General features: G+C 48.0%; 24 protein-coding genes and 2 pseudogenes. 25 read left to right on the plus strand and 1 reads right to left on the minus strand.

Translation table 11 applies throughout. From position 1 onward, the window contains the following. Positions 1-94 precede the first annotated feature (94 nt). From SD71_RS10205 to SD71_RS10295, 18 genes and pseudogenes are all read left to right on the plus strand, one after another. Positions 95-823 (plus strand): hypothetical protein, encoded by a 729-nt coding sequence (locus tag SD71_RS10205; protein WP_041062331.1) that lies wholly within the window; start codon positions 95-97, stop codon positions 821-823. A 185-nt stretch (positions 824-1008) separates the two neighbouring features. Continuing rightward, positions 1009-1272 carry a hypothetical protein gene (locus SD71_RS10210; RefSeq protein WP_152619409.1) on the plus strand — a complete coding sequence of 88 codons (264 nt, stop codon included), beginning with the start codon at positions 1009-1011 and terminating at the stop codon, positions 1270-1272. A 61-nt stretch (positions 1273-1333) separates the two neighbouring features. Beyond that, positions 1334-1489: a helix-turn-helix domain-containing protein gene (locus tag SD71_RS10215; protein WP_082034203.1), complete on the plus strand. Its 156-nt coding sequence runs from the start codon at positions 1334-1336 to the stop codon at positions 1487-1489. Between the two features lie 987 nt (positions 1490-2476). Beyond that, positions 2477-2926 carry a hypothetical protein gene (locus tag SD71_RS10230; protein ID WP_041062345.1) on the plus strand — a complete coding sequence of 150 codons (450 nt, stop codon included), beginning with the start codon at positions 2477-2479 and terminating at the stop codon, positions 2924-2926. A gap of 65 nt (positions 2927-2991) precedes the next feature. Next, the gene (locus SD71_RS10235) at positions 2992-4056 is read left to right on the plus strand and encodes a TolB family protein (protein ID WP_041062348.1); all 1065 of its coding nucleotides are present in this window, start codon (positions 2992-2994) and stop codon (positions 4054-4056) included. Between the two features lie 194 nt (positions 4057-4250). Then, complete coding sequence (locus tag SD71_RS10240) at positions 4251-5000, plus strand: DeoR/GlpR family DNA-binding transcription regulator (RefSeq protein ID WP_041062351.1); 750 nt, start codon at positions 4251-4253, stop codon at positions 4998-5000. Between the two features lie 201 nt (positions 5001-5201). After that, the gene (locus SD71_RS10245; RefSeq protein WP_041062354.1) at positions 5202-6701 is read left to right on the plus strand and encodes an FGGY-family carbohydrate kinase; all 1500 of its coding nucleotides are present in this window, start codon (positions 5202-5204) and stop codon (positions 6699-6701) included. A gap of 15 nt (positions 6702-6716) precedes the next feature. Further along, positions 6717-7259, plus strand: a pseudogene (locus tag SD71_RS10250) (SDR family NAD(P)-dependent oxidoreductase); the annotation flags it as partial. A gap of 53 nt (positions 7260-7312) precedes the next feature. Continuing rightward, positions 7313-7498: an SDR family oxidoreductase gene (locus tag SD71_RS26195; RefSeq protein ID WP_407637534.1), complete on the plus strand. Its 186-nt coding sequence runs from the start codon at positions 7313-7315 to the stop codon at positions 7496-7498. Then, positions 7495-8256, plus strand: a complete 762-nt coding sequence (locus tag SD71_RS10255) for an HAD family hydrolase (protein ID WP_041062356.1) — start codon at positions 7495-7497, stop codon at positions 8254-8256. Before SD71_RS26195 ends, SD71_RS10255 begins: the two co-directional genes overlap by 4 nt. Positions 8257-8262: 6 nt before the next feature. Continuing rightward, positions 8263-9090: a carbohydrate ABC transporter permease gene (locus tag SD71_RS10260; RefSeq protein ID WP_041062359.1), complete on the plus strand. Its 828-nt coding sequence runs from the start codon at positions 8263-8265 to the stop codon at positions 9088-9090. Positions 9091-9105: 15 nt separating this feature from the next. Beyond that, complete coding sequence (locus tag SD71_RS10265) at positions 9106-10425, plus strand: ABC transporter substrate-binding protein (protein ID WP_082034169.1); 1320 nt, start codon at positions 9106-9108, stop codon at positions 10423-10425. A gap of 44 nt (positions 10426-10469) precedes the next feature. Beyond that, positions 10470-11345, plus strand: coding sequence for a carbohydrate ABC transporter permease (locus SD71_RS10270; RefSeq protein ID WP_041062361.1), 876 nt, complete (start codon positions 10470-10472; stop codon positions 11343-11345). Positions 11346-11373: 28 nt separating this feature from the next. Continuing rightward, the gene (locus tag SD71_RS10275) at positions 11374-12195 is read left to right on the plus strand and encodes a BtpA/SgcQ family protein (RefSeq protein ID WP_041062363.1); all 822 of its coding nucleotides are present in this window, start codon (positions 11374-11376) and stop codon (positions 12193-12195) included. A gap of 159 nt (positions 12196-12354) precedes the next feature. Further along, positions 12355-13824 (plus strand): aldehyde dehydrogenase family protein, encoded by a 1470-nt coding sequence (locus SD71_RS10280; RefSeq protein ID WP_041062366.1) that lies wholly within the window; start codon positions 12355-12357, stop codon positions 13822-13824. A gap of 139 nt (positions 13825-13963) precedes the next feature. Then, a complete protein-coding gene (locus tag SD71_RS10285) occupies positions 13964-14314 on the plus strand; it encodes a DsrE family protein (RefSeq protein WP_041062369.1) in 351 nt (116 codons plus the stop codon). Between the two features lie 72 nt (positions 14315-14386). After that, positions 14387-14865, plus strand: a pseudogene (locus SD71_RS23045) (aldo/keto reductase); the annotation flags it as partial. Positions 14866-15100: 235 nt separating this feature from the next. Then, a complete protein-coding gene (locus tag SD71_RS10295) occupies positions 15101-15406 on the plus strand; it encodes a hypothetical protein (RefSeq protein ID WP_041062372.1) in 306 nt (101 codons plus the stop codon). Positions 15407-15475: 69 nt separating this feature from the next. On the opposite strand, the gene SD71_RS10300 is transcribed toward SD71_RS10295, so the two are convergent. Further along, complete coding sequence (locus tag SD71_RS10300) at positions 15476-16267, minus strand: M48 family metallopeptidase (protein WP_235427069.1); 792 nt, start codon at positions 16265-16267, stop codon at positions 15476-15478. A 434-nt stretch (positions 16268-16701) separates the two neighbouring features. On the opposite strand from SD71_RS10300, the gene SD71_RS10305 reads away from it, so the two are divergent. The 7 genes from SD71_RS10305 (at position 16702) to SD71_RS24420 (ending at position 24650) form a co-directional block, all read left to right on the plus strand. Beyond that, entirely contained in the window at positions 16702-18483 is a 1782-nt protein-coding gene (locus SD71_RS10305; RefSeq protein WP_041062375.1) for a cache domain-containing sensor histidine kinase, read from the plus strand. 42 nt (positions 18484-18525) lie between these two features. Next, on the plus strand, positions 18526-19851 hold the full coding sequence (locus tag SD71_RS10310; RefSeq protein WP_161793368.1) for an ABC transporter substrate-binding protein: 1326 nt from the start codon (positions 18526-18528) through the stop codon (positions 19849-19851). Positions 19852-19867: 16 nt separating this feature from the next. Next, positions 19868-20644 carry a response regulator transcription factor gene (locus tag SD71_RS10315; protein ID WP_041062381.1) on the plus strand — a complete coding sequence of 259 codons (777 nt, stop codon included), beginning with the start codon at positions 19868-19870 and terminating at the stop codon, positions 20642-20644. 135 nt (positions 20645-20779) lie between these two features. Then, the gene (locus SD71_RS10320) at positions 20780-22150 is read left to right on the plus strand and encodes an ABC transporter substrate-binding protein (protein WP_235427070.1); all 1371 of its coding nucleotides are present in this window, start codon (positions 20780-20782) and stop codon (positions 22148-22150) included. Positions 22151-22213: 63 nt separating this feature from the next. After that, positions 22214-23200, plus strand: a complete 987-nt coding sequence (locus tag SD71_RS10325) for a carbohydrate ABC transporter permease (RefSeq protein ID WP_041062384.1) — start codon at positions 22214-22216, stop codon at positions 23198-23200. Next, positions 23200-24021, plus strand: coding sequence for a carbohydrate ABC transporter permease (locus SD71_RS10330; protein ID WP_041062387.1), 822 nt, complete (start codon positions 23200-23202; stop codon positions 24019-24021). Before SD71_RS10325 ends, SD71_RS10330 begins: the two co-directional genes overlap by 1 nt. A 26-nt stretch (positions 24022-24047) precedes the next feature. Continuing rightward, a complete protein-coding gene (locus SD71_RS24420) occupies positions 24048-24650 on the plus strand; it encodes a discoidin domain-containing protein (RefSeq protein WP_200889584.1) in 603 nt (200 codons plus the stop codon). Positions 24651-24999 lie beyond the last annotated feature (349 nt).

Below are 24999 nucleotides of genomic sequence, written 5' to 3' on the forward strand. Positions count from 1 at the left end.
TGGATTGCTCTGTTTTTGGGCATATTATTTTTCGCCTACGAGCCTACAGAATTTATTTATATGAAATTTTAAAAAAAGAAAGGTCGCGATTACGATGAAAATGAAAATGATGATCTTGGTGCTGCTAGGCATATTTTTATTATCCTGCTCTGGATTCAGTTCAGTGTCGGCAGCTTCTTCCGCCAAAAAGATGACTACTAAGGAAGTTGTCGAAAAGATACTGCATACGAAGCTGGTTCCCACGTATGCCGAGATTGAGGCAAATTCAACGGGTTCGGGACATACAGGTATGACCATAAAGGCATGGGATAATACAATCAAAGGTCAATTCCGGACTGAAGAGAAAATAGGTGATACGATCAGCTATTCGGTCAGTTCGGGCAAAAAAACGATTACCTATACAAAAGGTGAGAATCAGGCAATTGAGTATAATGCCGGAACAACTGTTAGTCTAAACGATGCTAAACCCGTTTTGAAAGAGATGCAAGAGACAACGGTGCTAACATTCGTTGGAGTAGAAAAACTTCTAAATCGATCCGTGTACCATCTAAAAGGTAAAGGCAAAACGGAAACAATCACAATTAACAACAGAGGGCAATCTGATTCATTCAAGCATACATATCCAGATAGAGAAATATGGATAGATACAAAGACTGGATTTGTTATGAAAGATACGGAAAGGGATACACGTCTATCCATTGAAAGGTTTAAGGAAGTCGTGAAAGTTGATTTTGCGCCTAAGTTTAGTGCGGCTACTTTCAAACTGACACTACCTAAAAATGTAACGATTGTGAATGCAGATGATTTGAAACCTAAACAATAGTAACAAGGCTTGATTTATTGAAACTGATTGACAAATACTATATGAAATAATAATATTTAAATGACTGACTGGTCAGTTTATTGGGGTTACTCGCATTTTTCACAGTTGCGGGTATCCTTCTTCTCATTTTAATGAAACCTTTTGGCTCATCAAAATACAATAAAACCAACTTTGTTAGGGAGGGCATGATGGATATAGCAAAACGGGTAACTATCCTTAAAGGTTATGAAACCGAAATTTACTCAGTATGTCTCCATTTGCTGCAGTGTGAAGAAAAGGCAATAGAAGCAGCTAAAACAGCATTGTTCAATATTATCAAAGATGATAAATTCTTTCATCATAAAGAAAAAGACTCAGAAGAATGGATGAGAAAAGAAGCAACAAAAGCTTCCATGGACATATATAAAAAATCAATTCGCGTAGAATACGGCCGTGTTATCCACAACTAGTAGCATACTGAACAAGTTAGATGAGGTGTATATATTGGACATCAAGGCAAAACGCAGAGTTATGTTAAGTGTCACTGACATTATGAAAAAAATGGGTGTTGGACGGAATCGAGCTCATGAGATAATTAATAGTGGTGAGTTTCATGTATTGAAGGTCGGACGCAGATATTTAGTCCATGAGCAGATCTTTGAGAATTGGTTGAAGGGTGAATGCTAAATAAATTGACCGTATATTGGTCCATTCTGGTGAACATAGTGAAAACACTGGAGGTGATTGAAGTTGGAGAAATCCAAACTCCTTTTATTGGCAAGTATGTTTTCTTTCCTTGGTTCTCTTTCATTTTTAAGCAGTACATTTGTTTCAGCAAACAAAGTTCCATTCTTTATTTTGTTTATCATGTTTTTCTCAATAGGATCCATGTTTTTAGCTTTACACACCAGAAACAAAACATCTGTTAAGAACAAATAATAGGTAAATTGACTATCTTGATCCATACTTAATCAGTGACAAGAACCCTTGCGGAGCAAGGGATCTTTTTGTATTTGTTTATTCGTTGCGCAAAACAATTTTGGAGCTGTGAAGGTTACTTTCGCTCCGTTGTAGCACGGTGGTAGCAAAGCCATCCAAGAAGCGGTTATAATCATGGTTAAGCTTAACCCAAATATTGGTTTTTCCCGATTCACATTATTATGCAGTCCGAAGGGGATCAGCAGTTGATGGAAAGTAAGTTAGTCCTCCTCGCGGCATCAAAATTCGAGGCATTACCGAAGACGTATTAATTAGCGAATCCGGATACGTCTTTACTTCTCTTCAAGGCAAAGACGGCAAGTGGAAGATAGCAAATATCGACTGATGCTAGTGTTAACTCAGGCTAAGGAGGTCCTGTCGTGAGAGTGAGGTTCTCGTACTTGTTGCCCCTAATCCAATTGGTTTTGGTTATTGTTTCGGTGTTGTTTGACTTGAGATCTCAAAATGGAGCCGGTGAAGCTGACAATCAGGTGATCGCTAATCTGGTTTCAAATGTCGAGTACTATATCAAAGCAACTCTTGGCTTAACTGACATTGTCAACTTCAGATTTAATTTTATTACTGCACTTTTAGGGCTATTGTTTTGGATTTGCGTGGGATTTCTGCTCGATTTGCTCCGGAAACGGAGAAGATCGATTCGTCAGGGATGATCAATTGATTTTTAGGAGGAATTATTTGAAACATTTACTATATATCGTTCTGATAACGATTGTATTAAGCGGATGTACAGCTGCCAAAGAGACTTCTATTACTACTGAACATACACCTCTATCAAGTCAACCGATAAGTAATCAGCTAGCCGAAACAACGGAAGTCGATATTATAAAACGAAGCTTTGACGATGTTGCAGAAAACGATACGGGGTGGCAAAAAAGTTTATTCAAGGTTATTAGTGATACAGAAACAGTGTATTCGGAAGACAAACTGGATGGAAGCGAAAGCCGTTTGGTCAGATATAATTGGGACACAAATCAGTCAGCCGTCTTGTGGCAAGGGCAGCAAAAAATCATTTCGATTGAACGCGTACCAGATAATGAAGACAAACAGGAATTAGAATTCGCGCGACGCAGGGAGACGAAACAGCACGTTGGTTTAAGCTCTCACAAGGAAAAGTACAGGAATTAGCCGAAGATCAAACCAACCGAGACAATAGAAAGCTTTGGTTTCCCGATAGAGAACGATACCTATATTTGCACGAGACAGGCAAAAGCCTTGGTGATGGTGCGGGGCCAGAAAAAGTGCCGGCTATTTATAATGTCAAACAACAGAAAGAAACCATTTTGCCATTTGAAAAAGGATTCTGGGGTGGTCTTCAATGGATAAATCCAGGGGAAACAGTTCTTGCCAGCACGGGTTTTGATGATATCAGGCAACTTAGAATTCTAAAAATAAAGGAATCAACGGAAAATATGATCCTGAATACCGATAGGACCGGTGATACACATGTGGCAAACAATCCTTCACGGCATCAAGTTTTAATTGCAACAGAGGGAAAAGTTAGCCTTTATACGGACAACGCGGAACAAATAGCTCTACCTCAGCTTGATTATTCAACTGACAAGTATACAACATCCTTTTACAGCTTTTCGCCAGACGGTAACAAGCTCGTATTCGCAAAAAACACCAGCGAAGGCAGCAGAATAATGTTGAGCGATGCGGACGCCACGAATCTCAAAACACTTACAAATAATGAAATGGGTATTGTACACCTGGAATGGACACCTTCGTCGAGCTGCTTGATAGCGGCTGTCCAAATCCCTACTACAGCTGAGGTCTATATGGGACGAATCGTTGTCTCGGAAGCAAATAAATCGACTTTAATAAACGATGGCGAGAAAGTAGGTGAAGAGGCGAACAATATAGGAATCATTGACGTCGAACTTCATCTATATAACGAGGGCTCAAAGAAAGCACAGCCGGAATTGTCAACCATGTTCTCTGCCGCAGACGATTTAAAGAAATTTAGAGAACTGTTCGAAAGTCTGAATCCCAGCGAGAAATTAAGTGCCGATAAAGCTGAGCGAATTGCATTGATATTACAGCATAGCGGGAAGAATGGAAAAGTAGAAATGCATGATTATTATCTTCTTGTTAAGTTGAACGATGAAAACCTTTATGTAAAAAAGATCAGTTATAGCGACATTAAGTATGGTTTTGATAAATATTCGAAACAGAAAAATGGCGATATCTTTAAATCTGCTGGGTACGATGATTGGAGCAAGGTAGAACGGAACCAATTACCGTTTTCTATATAAAATGGATGGCTTAGCGTGTCTAATTGCTTATATTCGATCTGCCGGCGTCGATCAGCAATATGAGAATCAGACATATCTTGATGTGATCTTCAGATCTCAGCTGCGTTATCTACGGCTGGTAAGTCAAATTATGATCAGAAGATGATCATTTGATCGAAATATGATACATTATATTCAGAAAGGGGGATTAGTTATTGAATAACGGAAGAGAGAAAGCCATTTTGGACATGCTCCACCAAAAGTCTTCGTTGTCTGTGGAACAGCTGGCGGAGCATTTTAAGATTGCGGAAGTCACTGTGCGGAGAGATCTGGCGGAGATGGTGCAGAAAGGCTTGATCATAAGAAAACGCGGCTGGATTTCACTGCCCGGACTGGGCATCGAGCCTTTGTTCAATCAACGGATGAAGGCGAACGCTGAACTTAAACATACAATCGCCGCCTACACTGCCGACCAGGTTTGCGAGGGCGAGGTCATTGCCTTGGATGTCGGCACAACGATCGCAGAGCTGGCCAAAGAACTGCTGCGGAAGAAGAATGTCACAGTGTTTACTTACTCTTTTCAAGCTGCAGGCATTTTGGCGCAAAGCAATCTAAACTTATATCTGGTCGGGGGCAATCTCCGGAAAACGGAAATGTCTCTGGTCGGCTCGATCACACGCGATACGATAAGCAAGTTTCACTTCGATCGCTTCTTCATGGGCGTGGCCGGTATTTCGCCGGATCACGGGCCGACGGATTTCAGCTTGGAAGAAGTGGAAGTAAAGCGAGCCTTCGTCGAAAGATCCAGGCATGTTACGGCATTGGCGGACAGCACCAAAATAGGCGCCACTTCGCTTGTGAAAATATGCGAGTTCAGTGACATTGATGAGATTGTGACGAACGATGGAGTGGACAAATCATTGATCAAGCAGATCCCGTTCAGCGGCAGGTGGGTGTTTGTATAGATAGGATTGTGACACGAAAGAGGCAGCGACAATCTGTCTCTTTTTTATGTGTATATGATCATATATAGATCAATTATTGATAGAAACAAGATCATTATATGTTTATTAATTGACCATAATTAAACATCGTGATATATTCAGAAAATAAAGTGCATACATATTTGTATTGGAACTAAGGGTTCATCCAGGGGGGAATTCGCGATGTCCCGCTACGCACTGGGAATCGATATCGGCACAACTTCGGTTAAAGCCCTTCTGATCAGCCAAGAAGGCAGAATCATATACGAGACTAACGCACCTCACGACCTTTACTCGGAGAAAATCGGCTGGGCCGAAGAAAATGCCGAGCAGTGGTGGGCGAATACTGTTTCGGTTATCCGTCAAATTCTCGACAAGGTTCCTGGCGCAGCTTCTCATATCGAAGCGGTCGGAGTAAGCGGAATGGTACCGGCAATTGTCATGCTGGATGACCAGGGGCTGCCGCTTCGACGCTCAATCCAACAGAATGACGCCAGGTCGACCAATGAAATTGAAATGTTGAAAAACAAATTGGATCAACAGCGATTATATGAACTCACCGGCGGGTTCACCAATCAACAGCATGTTCTTCCGCGTCTGTTGTGGGTGAAGGCGAACGAACCCGAAGTTTGGTCAAAAACTGCCACCGTACTCGGTTCTTACGACTATATCACGTATCTGTTGACCGGCCAAACGTCCATTGAGGTGAACTGGGCGGTCGAGAGCGGTATGTACGACATTCGTCGTGGAGGCTGGCTCACCGATCAATTGGATGCCTGTGACATCCCGCATTCTATGTTCCCTCAAGTTCACGCATCATCCGAAATTGTCGGAACGATAACAAGTTTGGCGGCGCAGGCGACCAGTCTTCCGGGGGGCATCCCGGTTATCGCGGGAAGTGCTGACCATGTCGCGTCGACATTGGCTGCAGGCATTGTAGAAGAAGGCGACCTGCTGATCAAATTTGGAGGAGCAGGAGACATTCTCTACTGTACCAACCAGATCGTGACCACGCCGGAATTGTTTTTCGATTACCATGTTGTTCCCGATCGGTATTTGCTCAATGGCTGCATGGCGGCCAGCGGATCATTGGTCAAATGGTATATCAAAGATATTTTGCGCGAATCGTCCGAGGGGATTTTCGCCGAACTGGACGCGGCCGCACTGCAAGTGAAGCCAGGATCGGATGGTCTCATCATTCTTCCTTATTTTCTTGGCGAGAAGACGCCCATCTTCGACCCTGAGGCAAGAGGCGTGATGTTCGGGCTCACCCTGACACACGGCCGGGGACATATATTCCGAGCGATTCTTGAAGCTGTGATCTATGGATTTCGCCATCATATCGAAGTGCTTGAGTCTCTCGGCTACCGTCCGAACAAGATTTATGCCACCAACGGAGGGGCCAAAAGTAAGTTTTGGTGCCAAATTGCAGCCGATGTACTGAAAAGCGATATTCGTTCGTTCCCATCGCATCCGGGTTCCGCGCTGGGAGTCGCTTTCGTGGCAGGCAAGTCGACGGGGATGTTCACCGATTGGAATAAGATCCACAGCTTCTTAGACGAGTACCGTGATTTCTCCCCGATTCCGTCCCATTCGGACGTTTACGATAAGAGCTATCGAATCTATCGGGACTTGTACAAGCAATTGCAGCCGTCTTTTGCAGCCGTTCAAAAACTTTACTAAGGGAGAGAGATTACCATGTCATTGCCTTTAAATCATAAGGTCGCCTTGGTAACGGGCGGCGGCGCCGGCATCGGTCAGAGCATCGCTCGTAAGCTCGCAGCAATGGGAGCGACAGTAGTCGTAACCGACATGCGTCTGGAAGCGGCGGAAGATACCAAATCCCAATTGGCTGCGCAGTCGCCGGCCCACGGGGCCAAGAAGCTGGATGTCACCGATCGTGCGGAAGTGGTTCGCGTGTTTGAGGAAGTCGCCGCGGAGTACGGCACCATCGATATTCTGATCAACAACGCCGGCGTGTCGACAATGAACACGATCGAGAACCTCACCGAGAAGGAATGGGACTTCAATTTTGATGTGAATATCAAAGGCGTCTTCTTCTGTACCCAGGCAGTGATTCCTTATATGAGGAAGAACGGCTGCGGGAAGATCGTAAATACGGCCTCAATGGCGGCCAAGAGAGCGGCTCCGCTGCTCGCCCATTATACAGCTTCGAAGTATGCGGTTCTCGGCTTCACCCAGAGTGCCGCGATTGAGCTCGCACCATTGAACATAACCGTCAACTGCGTGTGTCCCGGTTTTGTTAAGACGAGCATGCAGGACAGGGAGCTGGAATGGGAAGCCGGATTGCGCGGCATGACGACGGAGGCAGTAAAGGCGGAATACATTACGAAACTCCGTTGGCCAGGCTCTGCACGCCCGACGATGTGGCGAAGGCTGTGGGCTTCCTCGCTTCACCGGAAGCGGATTTCATTACCGGCGAGGCGATGGACATTACCGGCGGAGCGCACATGATGTGACCCAAATACGGGCGGGCAAGGAAATCTTCGACGTTGACGCCGTTGTTTTCGATAAAGACGGATTGCTGTTCGATTCTCAGTATTTTTGGAAGGCGCTTGCAGAGATTCGAATTGAAACGCTTAGTGAGTACGAGGGGTTTCCCATCGACAAGTGGTGCAGCCTATTCGGCGTTGAGCGCGAAGACGGCAAGGTCGTAAGCATTCACCCCGCCGGCATCTTCGCGATCGCCTCCCCTTATGAGGAGACGATCGTGACCGCGTCGCTGTTGCATGAAGCTACTGGTCAGGAATGGGAAGCATGCCGAAGCATGGCGTCGCAGGCGTTCCATCAGTCGGACATAAGGTTTGACGTTCGCAAAGCGCTGCTTCCCAAACCCGGGTTTCCCGCCATTTTCCAGCAGCTTAGGGAAGCCGGGATTCCATACGGTATTGCCACCTCGGACGATGCTCATAGAACGCGCGTATCCGTGGATCAGTTCGATCGTGCAGATGCTCTTCGGTTTATCGTCACTCCAGTGGAGGTGAAACGAGGCAAGCCGAATCCGGATATGCTCATCCTCATCTCTGACTTACTGGGCATACCGCTGAACAGAATCATGATGATCGGCGACTCCTACGTGGATGTGCAGATGGCGCAAGCGGCCGGCAGCATCGGAGTGGGCATTCCCGATGACAACATGATGAGAGAGAAGATGATGGCGTTTGAGTGCACCATTATCGACTCTCTCGAGGAACTCGAAGTGATGCGCGGGAGGTGATAGCCAATGAATCTAAGCTTTAGCGACAAGTTGCTCAACCGTATTACCTATATCGCCCTAATCGCATGTTCTCTCATTTTTCTTCTGCCGATCTTGTGGATCATCCGAACATCCTTCACAACCAAGGCGGTCGCTTATCAAATACCGCCCCAATGGTTCGTTACGCCGACGCTGGACAATTACCGCGCGATCTTCTCTGATAATCCGTTCGGCAAGTATTTTTTTAACAGTATGCTCGTCTCGCTTGTATCGACATTGATCGCCGTATTCCTGGGCGCGATGGCGGCTTACTGGATTGCCCGCAGTTCGAAGGGAGGCAACTTCCTCCGCATTGCCGTATTGGTGACGCAAATGCTGCCGCCGATCGTCATGGTGATTCCGATTTTCCTGATGGTCAAAAGCCTGGACATGCTCGATTCCTGGGAAACGTTGATCGTCACTTACCTCTCTTTCAATCTGCCGTATATGATTTGGCTGCTTATCGGGTTCTTCGAGACGATCCCCAAAGACTTGGACGAAGCCTGCGAAATGGATGGCTGTACGAAAATGCAGGCGTTCACGAAAGTCGTCCTTCCGTTAGCCGCACCGGGGATCATGGCGGCCGGCATCCTGAGTTTTCTGCTCGCATGGAATGAATTCTTGTTCGCACTGGTTCTGACCGGTACGGGGTCCAGGACGCTTCCGGTAGCGATCGCCAACATGGAAACGCAGCAAGGCGTCATGATCGCCGAGTTGTGCGCCGCGACGGTGATCATCATTCTTCCGGTCGTCATCCTGTCTCTATTCATACAAAAGTACCTGGTAAACGGCATGACGACGGGTTCAATCAAATAAGGGGGAATATTTCGGATGAAAAAGCACTGGCTGTTGGGTATCGTAACGATTCTGATTTTATCGCTTGTCACGGCCTGCAGTTCCGGTAAAGGCGGCGAGGGGGCAAGTTCTTCCGCGCCTGCGGCCTCGGGTAAAGGTGGCAGCAAGAAAGAGCTTAATATTCTTATGGAAACTGTACCTGACACTGAGATGGTGCAGAAAGTCACGGAGAAATTCACCCAAGAGACAGGCATTAAAGTCAATATTGAGGCCGTCAACTACGCTTCAATGCATGAGAAGCTCGTGCCTCAACTTCTTGGAGCGACTAGCAGCTATGATTTGATTGTCGTAGACAACTATTGGGTCGGCGAGTTCACGGACGCAGGCTGGCTCGAACCGCTGGATTCCTTTATAAAGAGGGACAAGTTTGATACGAGCGTCTATCTGAAATCGATGTTCGATATGGTCGGCCAAGTAGAAGGAACAACCTATATGCTTCCTTTCTACAATTATGCGATGGCTCTAATCTATCGTAAGGATGTATTTGAGGATGCCGATCTCAAAAGCAAGTACCAGGCGGAAGCGGGTAAAGAGCTGAAAATTCCGGACACTTTGGAAGAGTACGTGAACATCAGCAAATTCATCACCAAGCAGAAGGGCGAATCCATGTACGGCTCCGTCATGATGGGACTGCGCCCTGACCCGATCAGCGTAGAATGGCTCAATTACTTATACAGCTCCGGAGGAGACTTCTACAACGGCGACAATACGTTGAGAATCAATGACGACAAGGCGGTCAAAGCACTCGAACTGTACGTCGACAATATGAAAAATGCCGCTCCGAAGGGAGCCGCCGGCTTTGGATTTGATGAAGCGTTCAACGTATTCGCGCAAGGCAATGCCGCCTCGTTCATTACCTACAACTGGATGCTGCCAAAGCTGCAAAATGCCGCCGAATCGAAAGTGGCGGGCAAGGTCGACATCGCCAGCGTGCCGGGCGGAACCTCGCTTAACGGCGGATGGGGATGGGCGATTCCGAAAAATGCCGAAGACAAGGAAGCTTCCTGGCAGTATCTCAAATGGATTGAGTCTTTTGATGCGGCGAAGGAACGCGCTCTGTTGGGCGGATCTCCGACCCGTAAAGATGTGCTTGCCGACAGCGACGTGCTGGGTCAGTTCCCGCACTATGTGAAAGTTCAGAAGATTCTCGAAGCATCCAAGATGATTCCAATCATTCCTCAAGCGCCGCAACTGATCGAAATTCTCGGTCGCGAGCTGTCCGAAGCGGTATCCGGCGGGAAATCTCCGAAAGATGCGCTGGACACGGTGGCTAAAGACGTCGGGCAGTTGAAGTAAGCGGCAATTCAGATTGATGCGGTGCAGAGAGGGGGTGTGTGCCGATGCTTTCGGAGAAAAGAAAATCGTTCCTTATTTTCTTCCTTCCGTCGATGATTGTCCTCGCGGCTACGGTGCTCTATCCGCTTATATATGCCCTTTTCATGAGTTTCACGGATTCTTCCTTGAAGCGGAGAGGGCTGGGAGACTTCATCGGGCTGGACAACTACATACGGATTTTTCACGATACGCATTTTATCGGCTCTGTATGGACGACCACTGTGTTTACAGTATTGGTCGTAACGCTTGAGTTTGTGTTTGGATTCATAGTCGCACTGATGCTAAACCGCATTCGATTCGGTAAAAAAATATTTTTCACGATCATCATCATCCCGATGCTCATCACCCCGGTTGCGGTCGGCCTCATCTGGAGATTGCTTCTTCACCCCGATCTCGGGATCGTAAATTACATGCTTAGCCTGTTCGGGGTCGAGGGCCATGCTTGGCTGGGGGATTCTAGTCTGGCGATGTTCACCGTGGTTATGATCGATATATGGCATCAGGTTCCGTTCATGATTTTGCTGCTGCTCGCTGGCCTGGTTTCGATGCCTAGCGAACCGTACGAAGCGGCCAAAATCGACGGAGCGGGCAGGCTGCAGACATTTTGGACCATAACGGTTCCTCTGATGAAGGAGACGATCATTGTCGCCATCCTGTTCCGGGCGATCACGGCCATCAAAACCTATGACCTGATCTTCGTCCTGACCAAAGGCGGTCCCGGCACAACCACAGAAGTGATCAGCTACCACATCTATAAGCAGGCTTACACGTTTCTCGATACAGGGTATGCGTCCGCGATGTCTTATCTTTTGCTGCTCGTCATCTTGCTGCTTAGCATCGCGTTCATCCGAGTGAGCAGAGGGAAACCGCAGGCACAATAAAACCATCAATATATTGGAGTGAGAAACAATGACCTGGTTAAAAGACGTCATCGGTACGGAAAAAGCCATCATCGCCATGTGTCATTTGCTGCCCCTTCCGGGAGATCCGTCTTACGACCCCGCCAAAGGCATGGATTATGCGATTGAGATGGCTCGTAAGGATTTTCTCGCCCTGCAAGAAGGCGGCGTCGATGCCGTGATGTTCTCCAACGAGTTCAGCCTGCCGTATTTGACGGATGTCAAAACCGAAACGGTAGCCGCCATGGCCCGCATTATCGGGGAGCTGATGCCGGTGATCAAAATCCCGTTCGGCGTGAACGTGTTGTGGGACGCGAAAAAGTCTCTTGACCTGGCTGCCGCGACAGGCGCCAAATTTGTGCGTGAGATCTTCACCGGCGTATATGCGAGCGATTTCGGGCTGTGGAATACGAACGTAGGCGAAACGATCCGGCACCAGCATCGCGTAGGAGCGAGCAATGTGAAGCTGCTGTTCAATATCGTGCCGGAGGCTGCGAAGTACGTTGCCGACCGCGATATCGAGAGCATCGTGAAATCCACGGTATTCAATAACAGGCCGGATGCGTTGTGCGTATCGGGATTAACGGCGGGCGCAGAGACGAACGACGAGATTCTGCAACGCGTGAAGAACAACGCCGGCAGTACGGTCGTACTCGCGAATACGGGGATCCGGCTGGAAAATGTGGAACGCCAATTGTCCGTCGCAGACGGCGCAGTGGTAGGTACCACCTTTAAATATGACGGCGTGTTCGAAAACCATGTGGATGTTCAACGAGTGAAAGCGCTGATGGAGAAAGTGAAGGCGTTCCGCGGTGACAAAATCACCGTGTAATCTTGTTGGCCATGGAAACCGTTCCGAGGTGGGGACCTTGGGGCGGTTTTTTGTTTTCATTTCGCAATGCATGTATTCTCTATAGAACAGTCTTGATGTATTATACCTAGTAAAGGCTTACATTTTTCAAGAAATTTCAATCGGAAGAGGTGTTCTGGCATGACCACGGCAACCGCTTTTGAAAGCGCAAACAAAAGTTACTTGAACGGCGTATGGACGGAAGGCAACAGCGGAAGGACCTACGAGATTTTGAACCCTTATGATCAATCGGTAGTGACGTCGGTGCGGCTCGCGTCGCTCGAACAGGTCAGGGAGTCTTTCGAGATTGCGAAGAAAGCCCAGAAAGAGTGGGCCCGATCCACTGCGGAGCAGAGAAAGGAAGTTCTTCACAAGGCGGCGGAATATTTAAAAGAAAACCGTGAAAGTATTGTGGATCTAGTCGTACGCGAAACAGGCGGAAGCCAACTGAAAGCCAACGTGGAAGTCCACCTCACCTTAGAGCTCCTGGAGGAGGCCCTCCACTACGCGGACGAAATCTACAAGGTTCGGGAAGTCCCCGCCCACATTCCGGGCAAGGTCAACCATATTCATCGGCTTCCTTTGGGCGTTGTGGCTTCCATCTCGCCTTTCAACTTCCCGATGAACCTCTCCATGCGAACGATCGCGCCGGCGATTGCGCTGGGCAACAGCGTTGTGCACAAGCCCGACATCCAAGTCGGATTGACGGGCGGCTCCGTTCTGGCCAAAGCGTTCGAGTACGCCGGCCTCCCGCCGGGAGTTTTCAACGTGGTGTTGACCGACATTTCGGAAATTGGGGACGAGATGCTGACCAACCCGATTCCGAATTTGATCAGCTTCACCGGCTCGACTGCGGTCGGTCGGCATATTGGCTCTATCGCGGGACAGAATCTAAAGCGGGTCATTCTTGAACTCGGGGGCAACAGCCCGTTCGTCGTGTTGTCGGACGCGGACGTGGATCGCGCGGTCGACGCCGCGATCTTCGGCAAATTCATCCATCAAGGGCAGATCTGCATGATCATCAACCGTCTCATCGTCCACAAGGACAAATACGACGAGTTCGTCGCCAAATTCGTGGAAAGAGCGAAAGCCATTCCATGCGGTGATCCGAGAGATCCGAAAACGATTATCGGACCCATCGTTAACGAACGGCAGCTCGAAAAGGCGTTGAACGTAATTGAAGAAGCCAAGCTGGACGGCGTGAAAATGGCGCTGGAAGGCAAACGTGAGGGCAGCGTCATCACCCCTTATGTATTCGTTGACGTAGACAATGACAGTAAGCTGGCACAGACGGAGCTGTTCGCCCCTATAGCCACCATCATTAAAGCGGAAACCGATGACGATGCCATCCGGATGGCGGGGGAGACGCTGTATGGATTAAGTTCCGCCATCTTCACAAGCGATATGGAGAAGGGTGAACGGTATGCTCTCCAAATCGACAGCGGCATGACGCACATTAATGACCAAACGGTCAACGACGCGCCCAACGTTCCGTTCGGCGGCAACAAAGCAAGCGGCAGCGGACGTTTCGGGAATCCGTGGATCGTGGAGGAATTCACCATCACCAAATGGGTGTCACTGCAGCATGAATTCCGCAAGTTTCCGTTCTGAGTTCAATAAGATAAATGAAGGACCCTTGCGGAGCAAGGGTTCTTTTTGATTTTCAGATTCTACAGTCAAATATCTTAAATAGGTACGGGCAAATTGGAAATAACAACGAATGGGGTAAAAACCGAAAGGGGTGACGAACATGAAAAAAGTGGCGATTTTCGTACATGCAGGTGAAAAGGAATTGGGCAGAGCCGTTCACGGTTTATTGTACGCAGAGGAAATCCACTCGGCCGGCAATAAAGTGAGATTGATATTCGATGGGGAAGGTACGGTGTGGATTCGCCGATTGGAAGACCCTGGGCACACGTTGAACCCATTGTACAAGAAAGTCAAAGCTCTTGGCATAATCGAGGCTTGCGAGCATTGCGCCGCGGCTTTTGGCGTTGAGGAAGACGTTCAGAAGGCGAATATCACGCCGTCGAAGGGCAATGAAGGTCATGCCAGCATAGCCGATCTGATAGCAGAAGACTATATCATTATTACTCTGTAAGACTCTCGAAGCCGTTTCCGGTTTCTGTTCTCTGCAGGAGCGGAAGGAACTGACGAGTAAGGGAATGAGAAAATGGCGACAATCGAGCGAGATGAGATAGACCGAATAAAGAAGAGCCTGAACGAGCACAGGGTGAAGCTTCCGGATGGAACTTTGCTGCCAAGATTGGGTCAAGGGACTTGGTATATCGGAGATAGCGCATCCACCGCCCAAGAAGAAATCTCCACGTTGAGATTCGGGGTGGAGCTCGGAATGAACGTGATCGGTACGGCGGAGATGTGCGGGGATGGGCGATCGGAGTCCTTGGTCGGGGAAGCAATCGACGGATCAGGGACCAAGTGTTCTTGGTATCCAAGGTGTACCCTCATCATGCAGGACAAAGTCAGATCGGCAAAAGCTGTGAGGAAAGCTTAAGAAGGCTGAAAACCGATCGGCTTGATCTTTATTTACTTCACTGGCGAGGCAGCGTGCCGCTCAGCGAGACGATCGAAGGCATGGAGAAACTGGTGGAAGAGGGGAAAATACTGAGGTGGGGAGTTTCCAACCTGGACCGCCATTCCGAAAGCTTCGACGAAGCAGCATGTTCTCGAGAATGCCGCCGTTGGACATTATATGAAGGACTGCGGAAAAGCCGACTCTTGCGGTCGGTTTTTTTGTGGTGCCGGTTATTGCAAACTAAATGGTGCATATATAAATAATTTGTAAATTTTTGGACTTTCTTTTCAGGTGGTGTCGAATTATACTACTTTCATAGGACATATCACCTATTTGAAAAGGGGACAATGGATGTACATCAATCTTCGCAACCAAGTTGGAATGATTAAACAACGGAAAGTCGGGTTTTCATGGACGACCTTCTTCTTCGCCTTTTTCCCGGCGCTGTTCCGGGGCGACTGGAAATGGGCCATCATTCAATTCATTTGCAGTTCTCTCACCTTCGGTGTTTCCAACTTGGTATTCTGCTTTATTTACAACAAGCTGCACATTAACGACCTGCTGGAAAAAGGATACACGCCATCCGATGAAAGCTCCCGTGTCGTACTGGTGACCAAAGGCTTCATCGCCGAAACCAGAGGCGCAGCGGTCTCCTAATTGGAATGTAAACCAAACGCAAAAGGCACCCGAGTTTCGGGTGCCTTTTGCGTTTGGCATGAGTTCGGATCAAGCGGACAAGTCCCGTTCGAAGGACGTCGTGCGATAACCGTAGTTTTCAGGATAGGACTGCAAATGTTCGATTTTAACTATCCGTTGGGGGAGCGGAGGATGCGTCGACGTCACTTGGCTTAGCCATACGAAGAAGCCGCCTTCCTTGGCACTTTCCGCGACATATTCGGGAACGTTCAACCTTTTGTGCAGCGTCCGACCTATCGCCAGAATCGTCAACCCGCGAATGGCCGCATTTGCGTTTCCGGTAAAAACGGCAGCAATGCGGTCACACGTGTATTCACAGCCACGGGAGTACGCTTTGCCGATAAACGGGACCCACATGGCCGGAAGGATCAACAGATTTTTGCTCATATGGTTTCGTTTGATATGCGCAAGCTCATGTGCAAGAACGTATGTGAGCTCCTCCTCTTCCCCGGTTTCGATTAATTCAAACAAGTTCGAATACAGCACGACCATGTTGCGGCCGAAGAATCGGGTAGCGAATGCGTTGAGCATGCCATCCGACTGCAGAACATACACATCCGGAACTTTCTTAATATCCATCAGGGCACATAATTCGCGCATTTTTCCGTATACCGTGGCAAACTGCTGAGGGCTCAATTTCACGCCGTTCGAACGGATATGCCCGATCATCAGGCCATGCAGGAAAAAGCTGACCAATAAGCCGATGATAAGATACGGGATACCTACTATCGACATAATTAGACTGAAATAAATTCCGATACTCATTAATATGCAAACTATAAACAAAGATTTTTCATTCGCATGGATCAAACGCGGGTTCAAAGAGATCATCACCTTTTTCTTATCATGTTTGTTTCATTTAATAGTATCTGCAACGAGGTAATTTTGTCTATCAATAAATGTTATCGGTTTATAGTAGAATGAATTGAACAGCATTAATGAGAGGGAGCGAATCGGTTGAGCAGAGTATTCTTCGGGAAGTTCGTGCATGCTTGCCCGGCGACGCGAAATTTGTACAGCCTTGGGATTTTAAATACGGATTCCAACGGTACGCAGCAAAATAAGCAAAAATGTAATTAAAGGAGTAATTGCGCAGAAGACCAAGCGAGCCTGAAAAGGCTCGCTTGGTCTTCTTGTTACCCATGCGTCCCATGCTTGGAACGATTTGTCTTACCAATCACTAAGTTCGACAGGTTTTTTCACTGCTGCATGCTACATTAGTGGTGCCTTACAAAACTTGTCAAAGGGGTTTCCCGGTGAACAGATTGTTGGCTCGCTTGTCATTCAGCAACTCAATATCTATTCGAACGATATTGCTCTCCATATTTCTGCTTCTCATGATTTTCCCTTTAGTAGTGATCACTTTCGTGACCTACAAGAAGGAAGCTCAGCTGTCTCAAAAACAGATGAGCCAATATCTGCTTCAGACCGTTGAACAATCACATCGTGCGCTCGATGCCAATCTCTCTGAGATTGACCGGCTTACATGGGCCTTGGTATATGAACAATCGTTACAGTTTATCGACGGCACTCAGGAGTCGGCTTATCTATTGTTCGACGCCAATCAGAAATTCAAAGATCTCGTATACTCCAAGTTGTTTCGCGGCAGGCTGGAACACATTCGCGCCATCTATTTCATCACGCCGGACGGGAATGTTCTTTCTACCGATAACTCCTTCTATTCCATCTCCCAAGTAAACGAGCATAACTATAAAGAAGTGATTCAAGAGGTTGATCGGCGTCCTCTAAAAATGAGCTGGTTCACTGAGCAACAAGCGATCTATCGCGCGGAAGTCGGCTTCCAGACTCCCGTCAGAGCTTCGGTAACAGCGGCAAGGCGTCTGATTGATAGTAATACAGGGCAGCTTAGAGGCTACTTGTTCGTGCAATTCAATGACCTGTTTTTGAAAGAATACCTGGATAAAGTACAAATCGGCGCAACCGGTTCTATACTGGTATCGGCTAACAATGGTGATGTGCTTTATCAGCAGAATCCTCAATTGTTACATAACGACAAAGTGAACGAGGTAATTAAATCTTTGTCATCCGAGAGTCAAGGACTGCAGGTTGTTGACGAAAATTGGCTGCTTGCCTCTGACTCATCCCCAATAAGCGGTTGGAAGATGACTGCACTCGTACCATTAGATGAATTACAAGGATCTTCCCAAACGATTTTGCGTTACTTGCTGATCATCGCGATATTCGGCGCCGTTGTTTCTGTCATCGTGTCTTTTCTGCTGGCTACGGCCATTTCCAAACCGGTTATTCATTTGGCCAGATTAATGTCCTTTGCTTCAAAAAACAATCTGCATGTGAGGGATGAGCTCGGTTCCATTCGGGAAATCGGTATGCTGCAAGTGAATTTCAACCTGTTGATGGAGCGGGTCCAGCAGCTGATTCATGAAAACGAGGTGCAGCAGAAGGAAAAAAGAGAGGCACTGCTCCAAGCTTTACAGATGCAGATTCATCCCCATTTTTTATATAACACATTGGACATGATTTACTGGATGTCAAAGAAACACAAAGCGGACTCCATCAGCAAGTTGGTTACGGCGTTAGGCCGATTTTTCCGGTTCACTTTAAGCTCCGGACAGGAATGGACGACATTAGGCAAAGAGATTGAACATGTCGAGAACTATTTGCAAATTCAATCCTTTCGTTACAGGGATAAACTTTCCTATGACATTAATGTGGATCCCTCTGTTTCTGCTGTCCCTATCATGCCACTTATTCTGCAGCCCATTATCGAAAACGCTATTGAGCATGGCATATCAAAAAGCCCGGACGGCGGAATTATTACGGTTAGTGCACACCGGGCAGAAGACCGAGTGTGTATTTCCGTCGAGAACACAGGCTTACCCATCAATGTGGAATATGCAAATCGACTAATGGATGACCCATCGGCCACTGACCATCTGGGTCTGCGGAACGTGCAGCAGAGAATCCAAATGGCGTTCGGTGCGGATTACGGCATTTCGCTTTCGCCCGGACGTGAACAGGGGACAATCGTGTTCGTAAGCATTCCATATGCTCATTAACGCACTCAGCAAAACAGAGAAAGAGGTGCAGCAGGGATGGGCGTGAAAAACAACCGATTGGTTTTCCTATCTTTCGTGCTTCTCTTGATATGGGCTGTGAGCAGCCTCATATTGTTGGAGCAAATGCCTCTCGATCCGCCACAGGTGGCGGCCGGCCAGAAGAAGATCAAGGTATTGATCCGAACAGGAACCGAGTCAGGCGCGCTGCGGCAAATATCCACAATCTTCGAGAAGGAAACCGGAATCAAAGTGGAATTTACGGAACTTGGCAGAGATGTTTATTTTACTTCGGTAGGAACCCAACTGCTTGCCGGCACAGAAGCGTTCGATATCGTCTCAGTACCCAATACGTCTATAGCTCAATTTGCCTCAGCGCGTGCCATATTGCCTCTGGATCCTTTTATGCAAGACACAAACTTGACCGATTTGGACGCCCTTGATCTGGATGATTTTCTTGCCGTTTATCGCTATCAAGGAATCACGTATGCGCTCCCCACAGATATCAGCACCCATTTTCTTTATTATCGCAGCGATTTGATTCCGCAGCCGCCGGAAACATGGGACGAATTGTACAAGACAGCGTTAAGATTCACGAAAAGCATCAACTCTGACTCGCCTACAGTCTGGGGTCTGACGATGCCCGCTGTCGCGCCGGAGGAAAGAACAAAAATATTCGCTTCTTTGTTGTGGTCGCATGGGGGCGATGTGCTGACTGAGAAAGAAGGCAATGTGCAGTTCGACAGCATCGCCTCGATTCAAGCGGGAGAATATCTGGAAAAATTGATAAGGCAAAAAATTGTGCCGCAAGACCTGCTCAATTGGGATTTTTCGAGAACGCGGGAAGGTCTTCTCATGGGCGAGGCCGCGATGGCGGCTCCATATTGGAATGCAGCATATCCCATGATTAAAAACAGCAACAGCCCTTTCAAAGATGCAATCCGAATCGCAATGGTGCCGGGCATCAAAGACGCAAGTGGACGAATCACCCGAGTACCTTTTCAGCATGGATGGACCCTTGCCATCAACGCCAGCTCCAACCACCCGCTGGAGGCTTGGGAGTTTATCAAATTTGCAACGGGCAAACGGGGAGGCGCTGTCTATGCGAGGAACGGAGGCGTACCGGCCAGACGCTCGATTCTGGGAGATGTGTCTTTTCGAGAAACGCGGCCTGATTTCTCCTTGATCTTGGAAACAATGGGCATTGCCAAGAACGAACCTTCCGTCAGTTACTACCCGGCGATGGTAGATATAGAAGAGAAAGCGTTGGCGAAGATCGTCACCATGTATGAGAGTGCTAAAGACAGCTTCTCGGAGGCTGCGCAAGAGCTGCGCCAGCTTACCGGACGGATGAACCGAAATTCTCGATAGGATGGAGGAATTCGATTTGAACGCCTCAATATGCCGTGCTGTTATTATCGATGATGAGGAATGGATCCGGGAAGGTCTGAGTGAGCATATCAATTGGGGGGCGCTCGGAATCGAGCTTGTAGAAGTATTTAAGGATGGGCTTGAGGCGGCGGTTTATTTGGAGAGCCATCCGATTGATATTGTAGTATCCGATATTCGCATGCCCAATATGACCGGATTGGAGCTCGTTTCAAGGTTGCGCTCACAAGGGGAATCGGGTACCCTGCAGTTCCCTAAGGTCATCTTTCTAAGCGGATATGGTGATTTCAAATATGCTCAAGAAGCGTTGCGGCTTGGAGCGGTGGACTACTTACTTAAGCCCACAGATGTACAAGAGATTGAAATCGTTCTGCAAAAAGCAAAAAGTTTATGTTCCGCTGCCCCGCAGTTTTCGAATCATGATTCGGCCGGACTGCTCAATTTGGAGCAACCCGCCTCCTACCTCATTAAAAAGGCGCTCCAAATTATCACTGACCGATATACGGAAGACATCCATCTTGCCCAAATCGCAGATCAGTTGTTCGTAACTTCGAATTATTTAAGCCGGTTATTCCGTCAGGAAACCGGGAAGTCATTCAGTGATTGTCTATCGCAAATGAGAATTGAAAGAGCCTGTCAACTTCTCAGCAACAGTACGCTTAAAATTTACCAGGTCGGTGAATCCGTAGGCTATCCGAATGCCCGTTACTTCAGCGAATGGTTCCAAAGACAGACGGGAATGTCACCCGGCGATTACCGTGCGCGTTTTGCTTGAAGGAGCAGCCTAAGCTGATCTGTGCACAAAATCGGAATAAAAGATAGAATTACCGCATTAAAAAAGATTGGCCGATTGACTATGATTATTGTGTAAAACGCTTACATTCCAAAAAGGGTGAAAGGGGAAGTAAACGTGAAACGAAAATTTAGTGTAATTCTGTCGGCTATCTTCCTGCTCAGTATGGTATTGACTGCTTGCGGCGGGAACTCGAATTCAGATGCGTCGCCGAGCCAGAGCAGCAGCCCTCCGGCATCGACGCCCGCTGAGACGACTCCTGCTTCGACGGAGCCTGCATCACCGGAACCGGCTGAGCAGGGAGACAAGAAAGTGGAGATCTTCAGCTGGTGGACGGGAGCCGGCGAAGAGGCGGGACTGCTGGCGCTCATCGATCTCTTTAAGCAAAAGCAGCCTGATATTGAAGTCATCAACGCTGCAGTAGCCGGAGGCGCCGGTACAAACGCGAAAGCCGTGCTGGCGAGCCGGATGCAGGGCGGAGATCCGCCGTCCGCATTCCAGGTTCATGGAGGGGCGGAGCTTAACACCGGCTGGGTTGCCGCGGATAAAGTAAGTCCATTGAATGATTTGTACGATCAGGAAGGGTGGAAAGACAAATTCCCGAAAGACCTGATTGACATGGTCAGTAAGGACGGCAATATCTATTCTGTGCCGGTCAATATCCATCGTGGAAACGTGATCTTCTACAACAAAAAAATATTCGACGACAATGGGCTGAAAGCGCCCACTACCTTTGAAGAGTTCTTCAAAGTTGCGGATGCGCTTCAGGCGAAGGGAATTACACCGCTTGCACTGGGTGACAAAGAGCCATGGACGGCGACGATGCTGTTTGAGAATGTGCTCCTTGGCGAGCTCGGTGCAGAGGATTACAAAAAACTATGGACCGGTGAGATTGCATTCGATGACGCCCGAGTGGTCAAATCACTGGAAACGTTCAAAAAGATGCTCACGTACGTCAACAAAGACCATGCGGCACGGAATTGGCAGGATGCCGCCCAGCTGGTCGCAAAGGGCGAAGCAGCAATGAACAATATGGGAGACTGGGCAAAAGGTTACTTCACAACCGACTTGAAACTAACTGCGGATAAGGATTTCGGGTGGGTGGCCTCTCCAGGTTCCACAGGCACATTTATGGTTGTCACGGATACTTTTGCGCTTCCGAAGGAATCCAAGGACCAGGCTACTGCAAAAGAGTTTCTCAAGGTGCTCGGGTCCGTGGAAGGCCAGGATGTGTTTAACCCGCTAAAAGGCTCTATTCCTGCACGGGTCGATGCGGATGCAAGCAAATACGATGTGTATGGTAAAGCAACCATAGAGGACTTCAAGAAAAGCAAGCTTACACCAAGCATGGCTCATGGATCGGCAGCTCCGGAAGGCTTTACGACACAGGCGAACCAAGCGATTAATATTTTCGTTACGCAAGGAAACGTGGAGCAGACTGCCAAAGCACTGAAACAAGCGCAGGAATCCAACGGCATGAAGAAATAACCAAAATAACCGGGCCGGATGGCAAGGCAGGCGTCCGGCCCGCCTTACTTGGAGTGTGAACTGATGAATTCACTCCGTTCAACCGAACAATCGAATAAAACTGGTGTTATATCAGCCGTGACTGTTCACAGCAGCAGGCGGAAGTCGGACAAGCTCGTCCCGCTGCTCATGCTTCTGCCTTCCGTGGCGGCTATCGCGATTTTTGTTTATGGATTTATCGCGTGGACCGGTTATGTATCCTTATCCGAGTGGAATACACTTGTCACTGATTTTTCATTCGCAGGCTTGGATAATTACAAATTTCTGTTCCAGGATTTCCGCTTTCAGTCGGATCTAAGAAACACGCTGATGTTCACCGTTCTCTTCATCTTAGGTGCCATGGTTATCGGATTATTTTTAGCGGTTATGGTTGACCGGAAGGTGCGCGGTGAAGCATTTTTTCGCAATATATTTATTTTTCCGATGGCCCTGTCTTTTGTTGTAACGGGTGTCGTGTGGCAATGGATCCTCAACCCCACAACAGGTATCAATCTGATATTGAAATCCATCGGAGTTAACAACGTTCCGAACTGGTTCGTGAGTACGGATATCGTGCCCAAGATCCATGTGGGTCAAATTGAATTCGGTCTGCCCGTTGCTATCATTTCAGTAGCCCTTGCCGCCATCTGGCAGATGTCCGGCTTTGCTATGGCCATGTATCTTGCAGGTTTGAGGGGTATTCCCGACGATCTTCGGGAAGCGGCCAGAGTGGATGGGGCATCAGAAAGGCAGGTTCTGCAAAAGGTTATTCTCCCTCAGCTCAGACCGATCACGATGAGCCTTATTATTATTTTGGCTCACATCTCACTCAAGATCTTCGACCTTGTATACGCGATGACCGGGCCCGGAGCAATGTTCGTAACAGACGTGCCCGGCGTCTACATGTTTGAAACAACTTTCCGCGGCAACCATTACGCACAAGGGGCCGGTATCGCAATCATAATGCTGCTGCTCGTTTCGTTGCTAATAGTGCCGTACCTCGTCTCCAACATGAGGAAGGGGGAGGGCTAATGACGATGCAGCGGTTTAACCGTGCGCTGATGTACGTTACATTAGTCATTTTGGCCGTTCTCTTCTTGGTTCCGGTTTATATCATGCTCGTTACCAGCGTCAAAGGCTTAGATGAGATCACACTGGATCGAATGTGGCAGCTGCCGAACAGCTTCAGTCTGGCCGGTTATGAACAAGCATTCACCAAACTGGTGCCCAATCTGACAAATAGCTTTTTGCTTGCAATCCCGGCAACTCTCATCTCTTCCATACTCGGATCGATGAACGGCTATATATTGGCTAAGTGGCGGTTCAAAGGATCAGATGTTCTGTTCACGATTATGTTGTTCGGAATGTTCATCCCATACCAGAGCGTGCTCATACCATTGATCCAGTTCATGCAAAAGATCAATCTGTACAACACCATACCGGGGTTGATCCTCGTTCATGTGGTATATGGACTTCCGATCTGTACTTTGATGTTCCGAAATTTCTATGTCGGCGTTCCGACTGAAGTGCTTGAGGCTGCAAAAATAGACGGTGGCGGATTCTTCGGGATTTACCGCTATGTGATGGTGCCGCTGTCGCTGACGGGTTTCGTGGTAGTCGCTATTTGGCAGTTTACGAGTATATGGAATGAATTCCTTTTTGCTGTGACTCTGACATCGCAGAAGCAGCAGCCGATCATGGTTGCGCTGCAGAATCTGTCGGGGAGCCAGATCGTGCAGTGGAACGTGCAAATGGCCGGTGCTTTACTGGCTGCTTTACCGACACTGCTCGTTTATGTTTTTCTTAGCCGTTATTTTATCCGGGGATTGCTTGCTGGCTCTATTAAAGGGTGACATCAATCATTGGGAGGTATCATCGAATGTTCTACCGAACAAGCGGCAAAATTCTTCCTGTTGCAGTGTGCATTGCTCTTATATCAGGTATCCTCTATGTCCCTGCAGATAGAACCGCATCAGCTGCCAACGACGGCAGCGATTTCTATTCATCATTTGAAACGGGCGATCCACAAGTCACATGGGAAAGCACTGTTGAAACGGATGCCCAGGGTAACCAATTGAGCTCCGGAGTTGATGGTAATGCTCCTTTTACAGGTATTCCCGGAAGTATTACGCACAAGGTCGTAGAGGCTAAGGCCAGAGGTGAAAACACAGGAGCCGGTGAGGTTGCCGGAAATCTTGTTGACTCCGATAGCAATTCAAAGTGGCTGGATTTCAACTCCACCAGCTGGGTTCAATTTAAGCTTTCCGAACCGGCAGCGGTGGTGAAATATGCGCTGACCTCAGCTAATGATGCCCCAGGAAGAGACCCGAGAAACTGGACGTTCGAGGGTTCTGATGACGGGCAGACATGGACTGTGGTCGACACCCGAACCAATCAGACTTCAGCGGGCGCTTCGTCACAAACGTATATGACTTCTCCAATGACAAAGCGTTCCTGTACTACCGTCTTAATATCACACTAAACCATGGTGAGAATATCATCCAATTGGCGGAGTTCCAGCTGTCAGATGGCGTAGTTTTGCCTCCTCCGCCGCCTGGTGATATGAAATCATTCGTATCGAACGGGCCTTCCGGCCTCTATGCGGCGAAGCCCAATGTCGGTTGGACCGGTCTCAAAGCATTTACGTTCTCAGGAAGCATATTGCCGATGGAAGAGTCTATTCCTATAACAAAATTTACGATGTTAATATTCAGGTAACGCCTGATACGGAACTCTCTTATTATATCGCTCCCGAATTTACAGACACGGCGCAAACGGAATATTCCAGTACTTACGCAGCGGTGGATTTAGCATTTACAGATGGCACATAT

The sequence above is a fragment of the Cohnella kolymensis genome, from assembly GCF_000829465.1.
In the GTDB taxonomy this organism is placed as follows: Bacteria; Bacillota; Bacilli; order Paenibacillales; family Paenibacillaceae; genus Cohnella; species Cohnella kolymensis.

Bases quoted from the DNA above. Each gene is read 5' to 3' on its own strand.
- SD71_RS10205 (WP_041062331.1), top strand. From the start codon at position 95: ATGAAAATGAAAATGATGATCTTGGTGCTGCTAGGCATATTTTTATTA.
- SD71_RS10210 (WP_152619409.1), top strand. From the start codon at position 1,009: ATGATGGATATAGCAAAACGGGTAACTATCCTTAAAGGTTATGAAACC.
- SD71_RS10215 (WP_082034203.1), top strand. From the start codon at position 1,334: ATGTTAAGTGTCACTGACATTATGAAAAAAATGGGTGTTGGACGGAAT.
- SD71_RS10245 (WP_041062354.1), top strand. From the start codon at position 5,202: ATGTCCCGCTACGCACTGGGAATCGATATCGGCACAACTTCGGTTAAA.
- SD71_RS26195 (WP_407637534.1), top strand. From the start codon at position 7,313: ATGGGAAGCCGGATTGCGCGGCATGACGACGGAGGCAGTAAAGGCGGA.
- SD71_RS10260 (WP_041062359.1), top strand. From the start codon at position 8,263: ATGAATCTAAGCTTTAGCGACAAGTTGCTCAACCGTATTACCTATATC.
- SD71_RS10265 (WP_082034169.1), top strand. From the start codon at position 9,106: ATGAAAAAGCACTGGCTGTTGGGTATCGTAACGATTCTGATTTTATCG.
- SD71_RS10270 (WP_041062361.1), top strand. From the start codon at position 10,470: ATGCTTTCGGAGAAAAGAAAATCGTTCCTTATTTTCTTCCTTCCGTCG.
- SD71_RS10275 (WP_041062363.1), top strand. From the start codon at position 11,374: ATGACCTGGTTAAAAGACGTCATCGGTACGGAAAAAGCCATCATCGCC.
- SD71_RS10280 (WP_041062366.1), top strand. From the start codon at position 12,355: ATGACCACGGCAACCGCTTTTGAAAGCGCAAACAAAAGTTACTTGAAC.
- SD71_RS10285 (WP_041062369.1), top strand. From the start codon at position 13,964: ATGAAAAAAGTGGCGATTTTCGTACATGCAGGTGAAAAGGAATTGGGC.
- SD71_RS10295 (WP_041062372.1), top strand. From the start codon at position 15,101: ATGTACATCAATCTTCGCAACCAAGTTGGAATGATTAAACAACGGAAA.
- SD71_RS10325 (WP_041062384.1), top strand. From the start codon at position 22,214: ATGAATTCACTCCGTTCAACCGAACAATCGAATAAAACTGGTGTTATA.
- SD71_RS10330 (WP_041062387.1), top strand. From the start codon at position 23,200: ATGACGATGCAGCGGTTTAACCGTGCGCTGATGTACGTTACATTAGTC.
- SD71_RS24420 (WP_200889584.1), top strand. From the start codon at position 24,048: ATGTTCTACCGAACAAGCGGCAAAATTCTTCCTGTTGCAGTGTGCATT.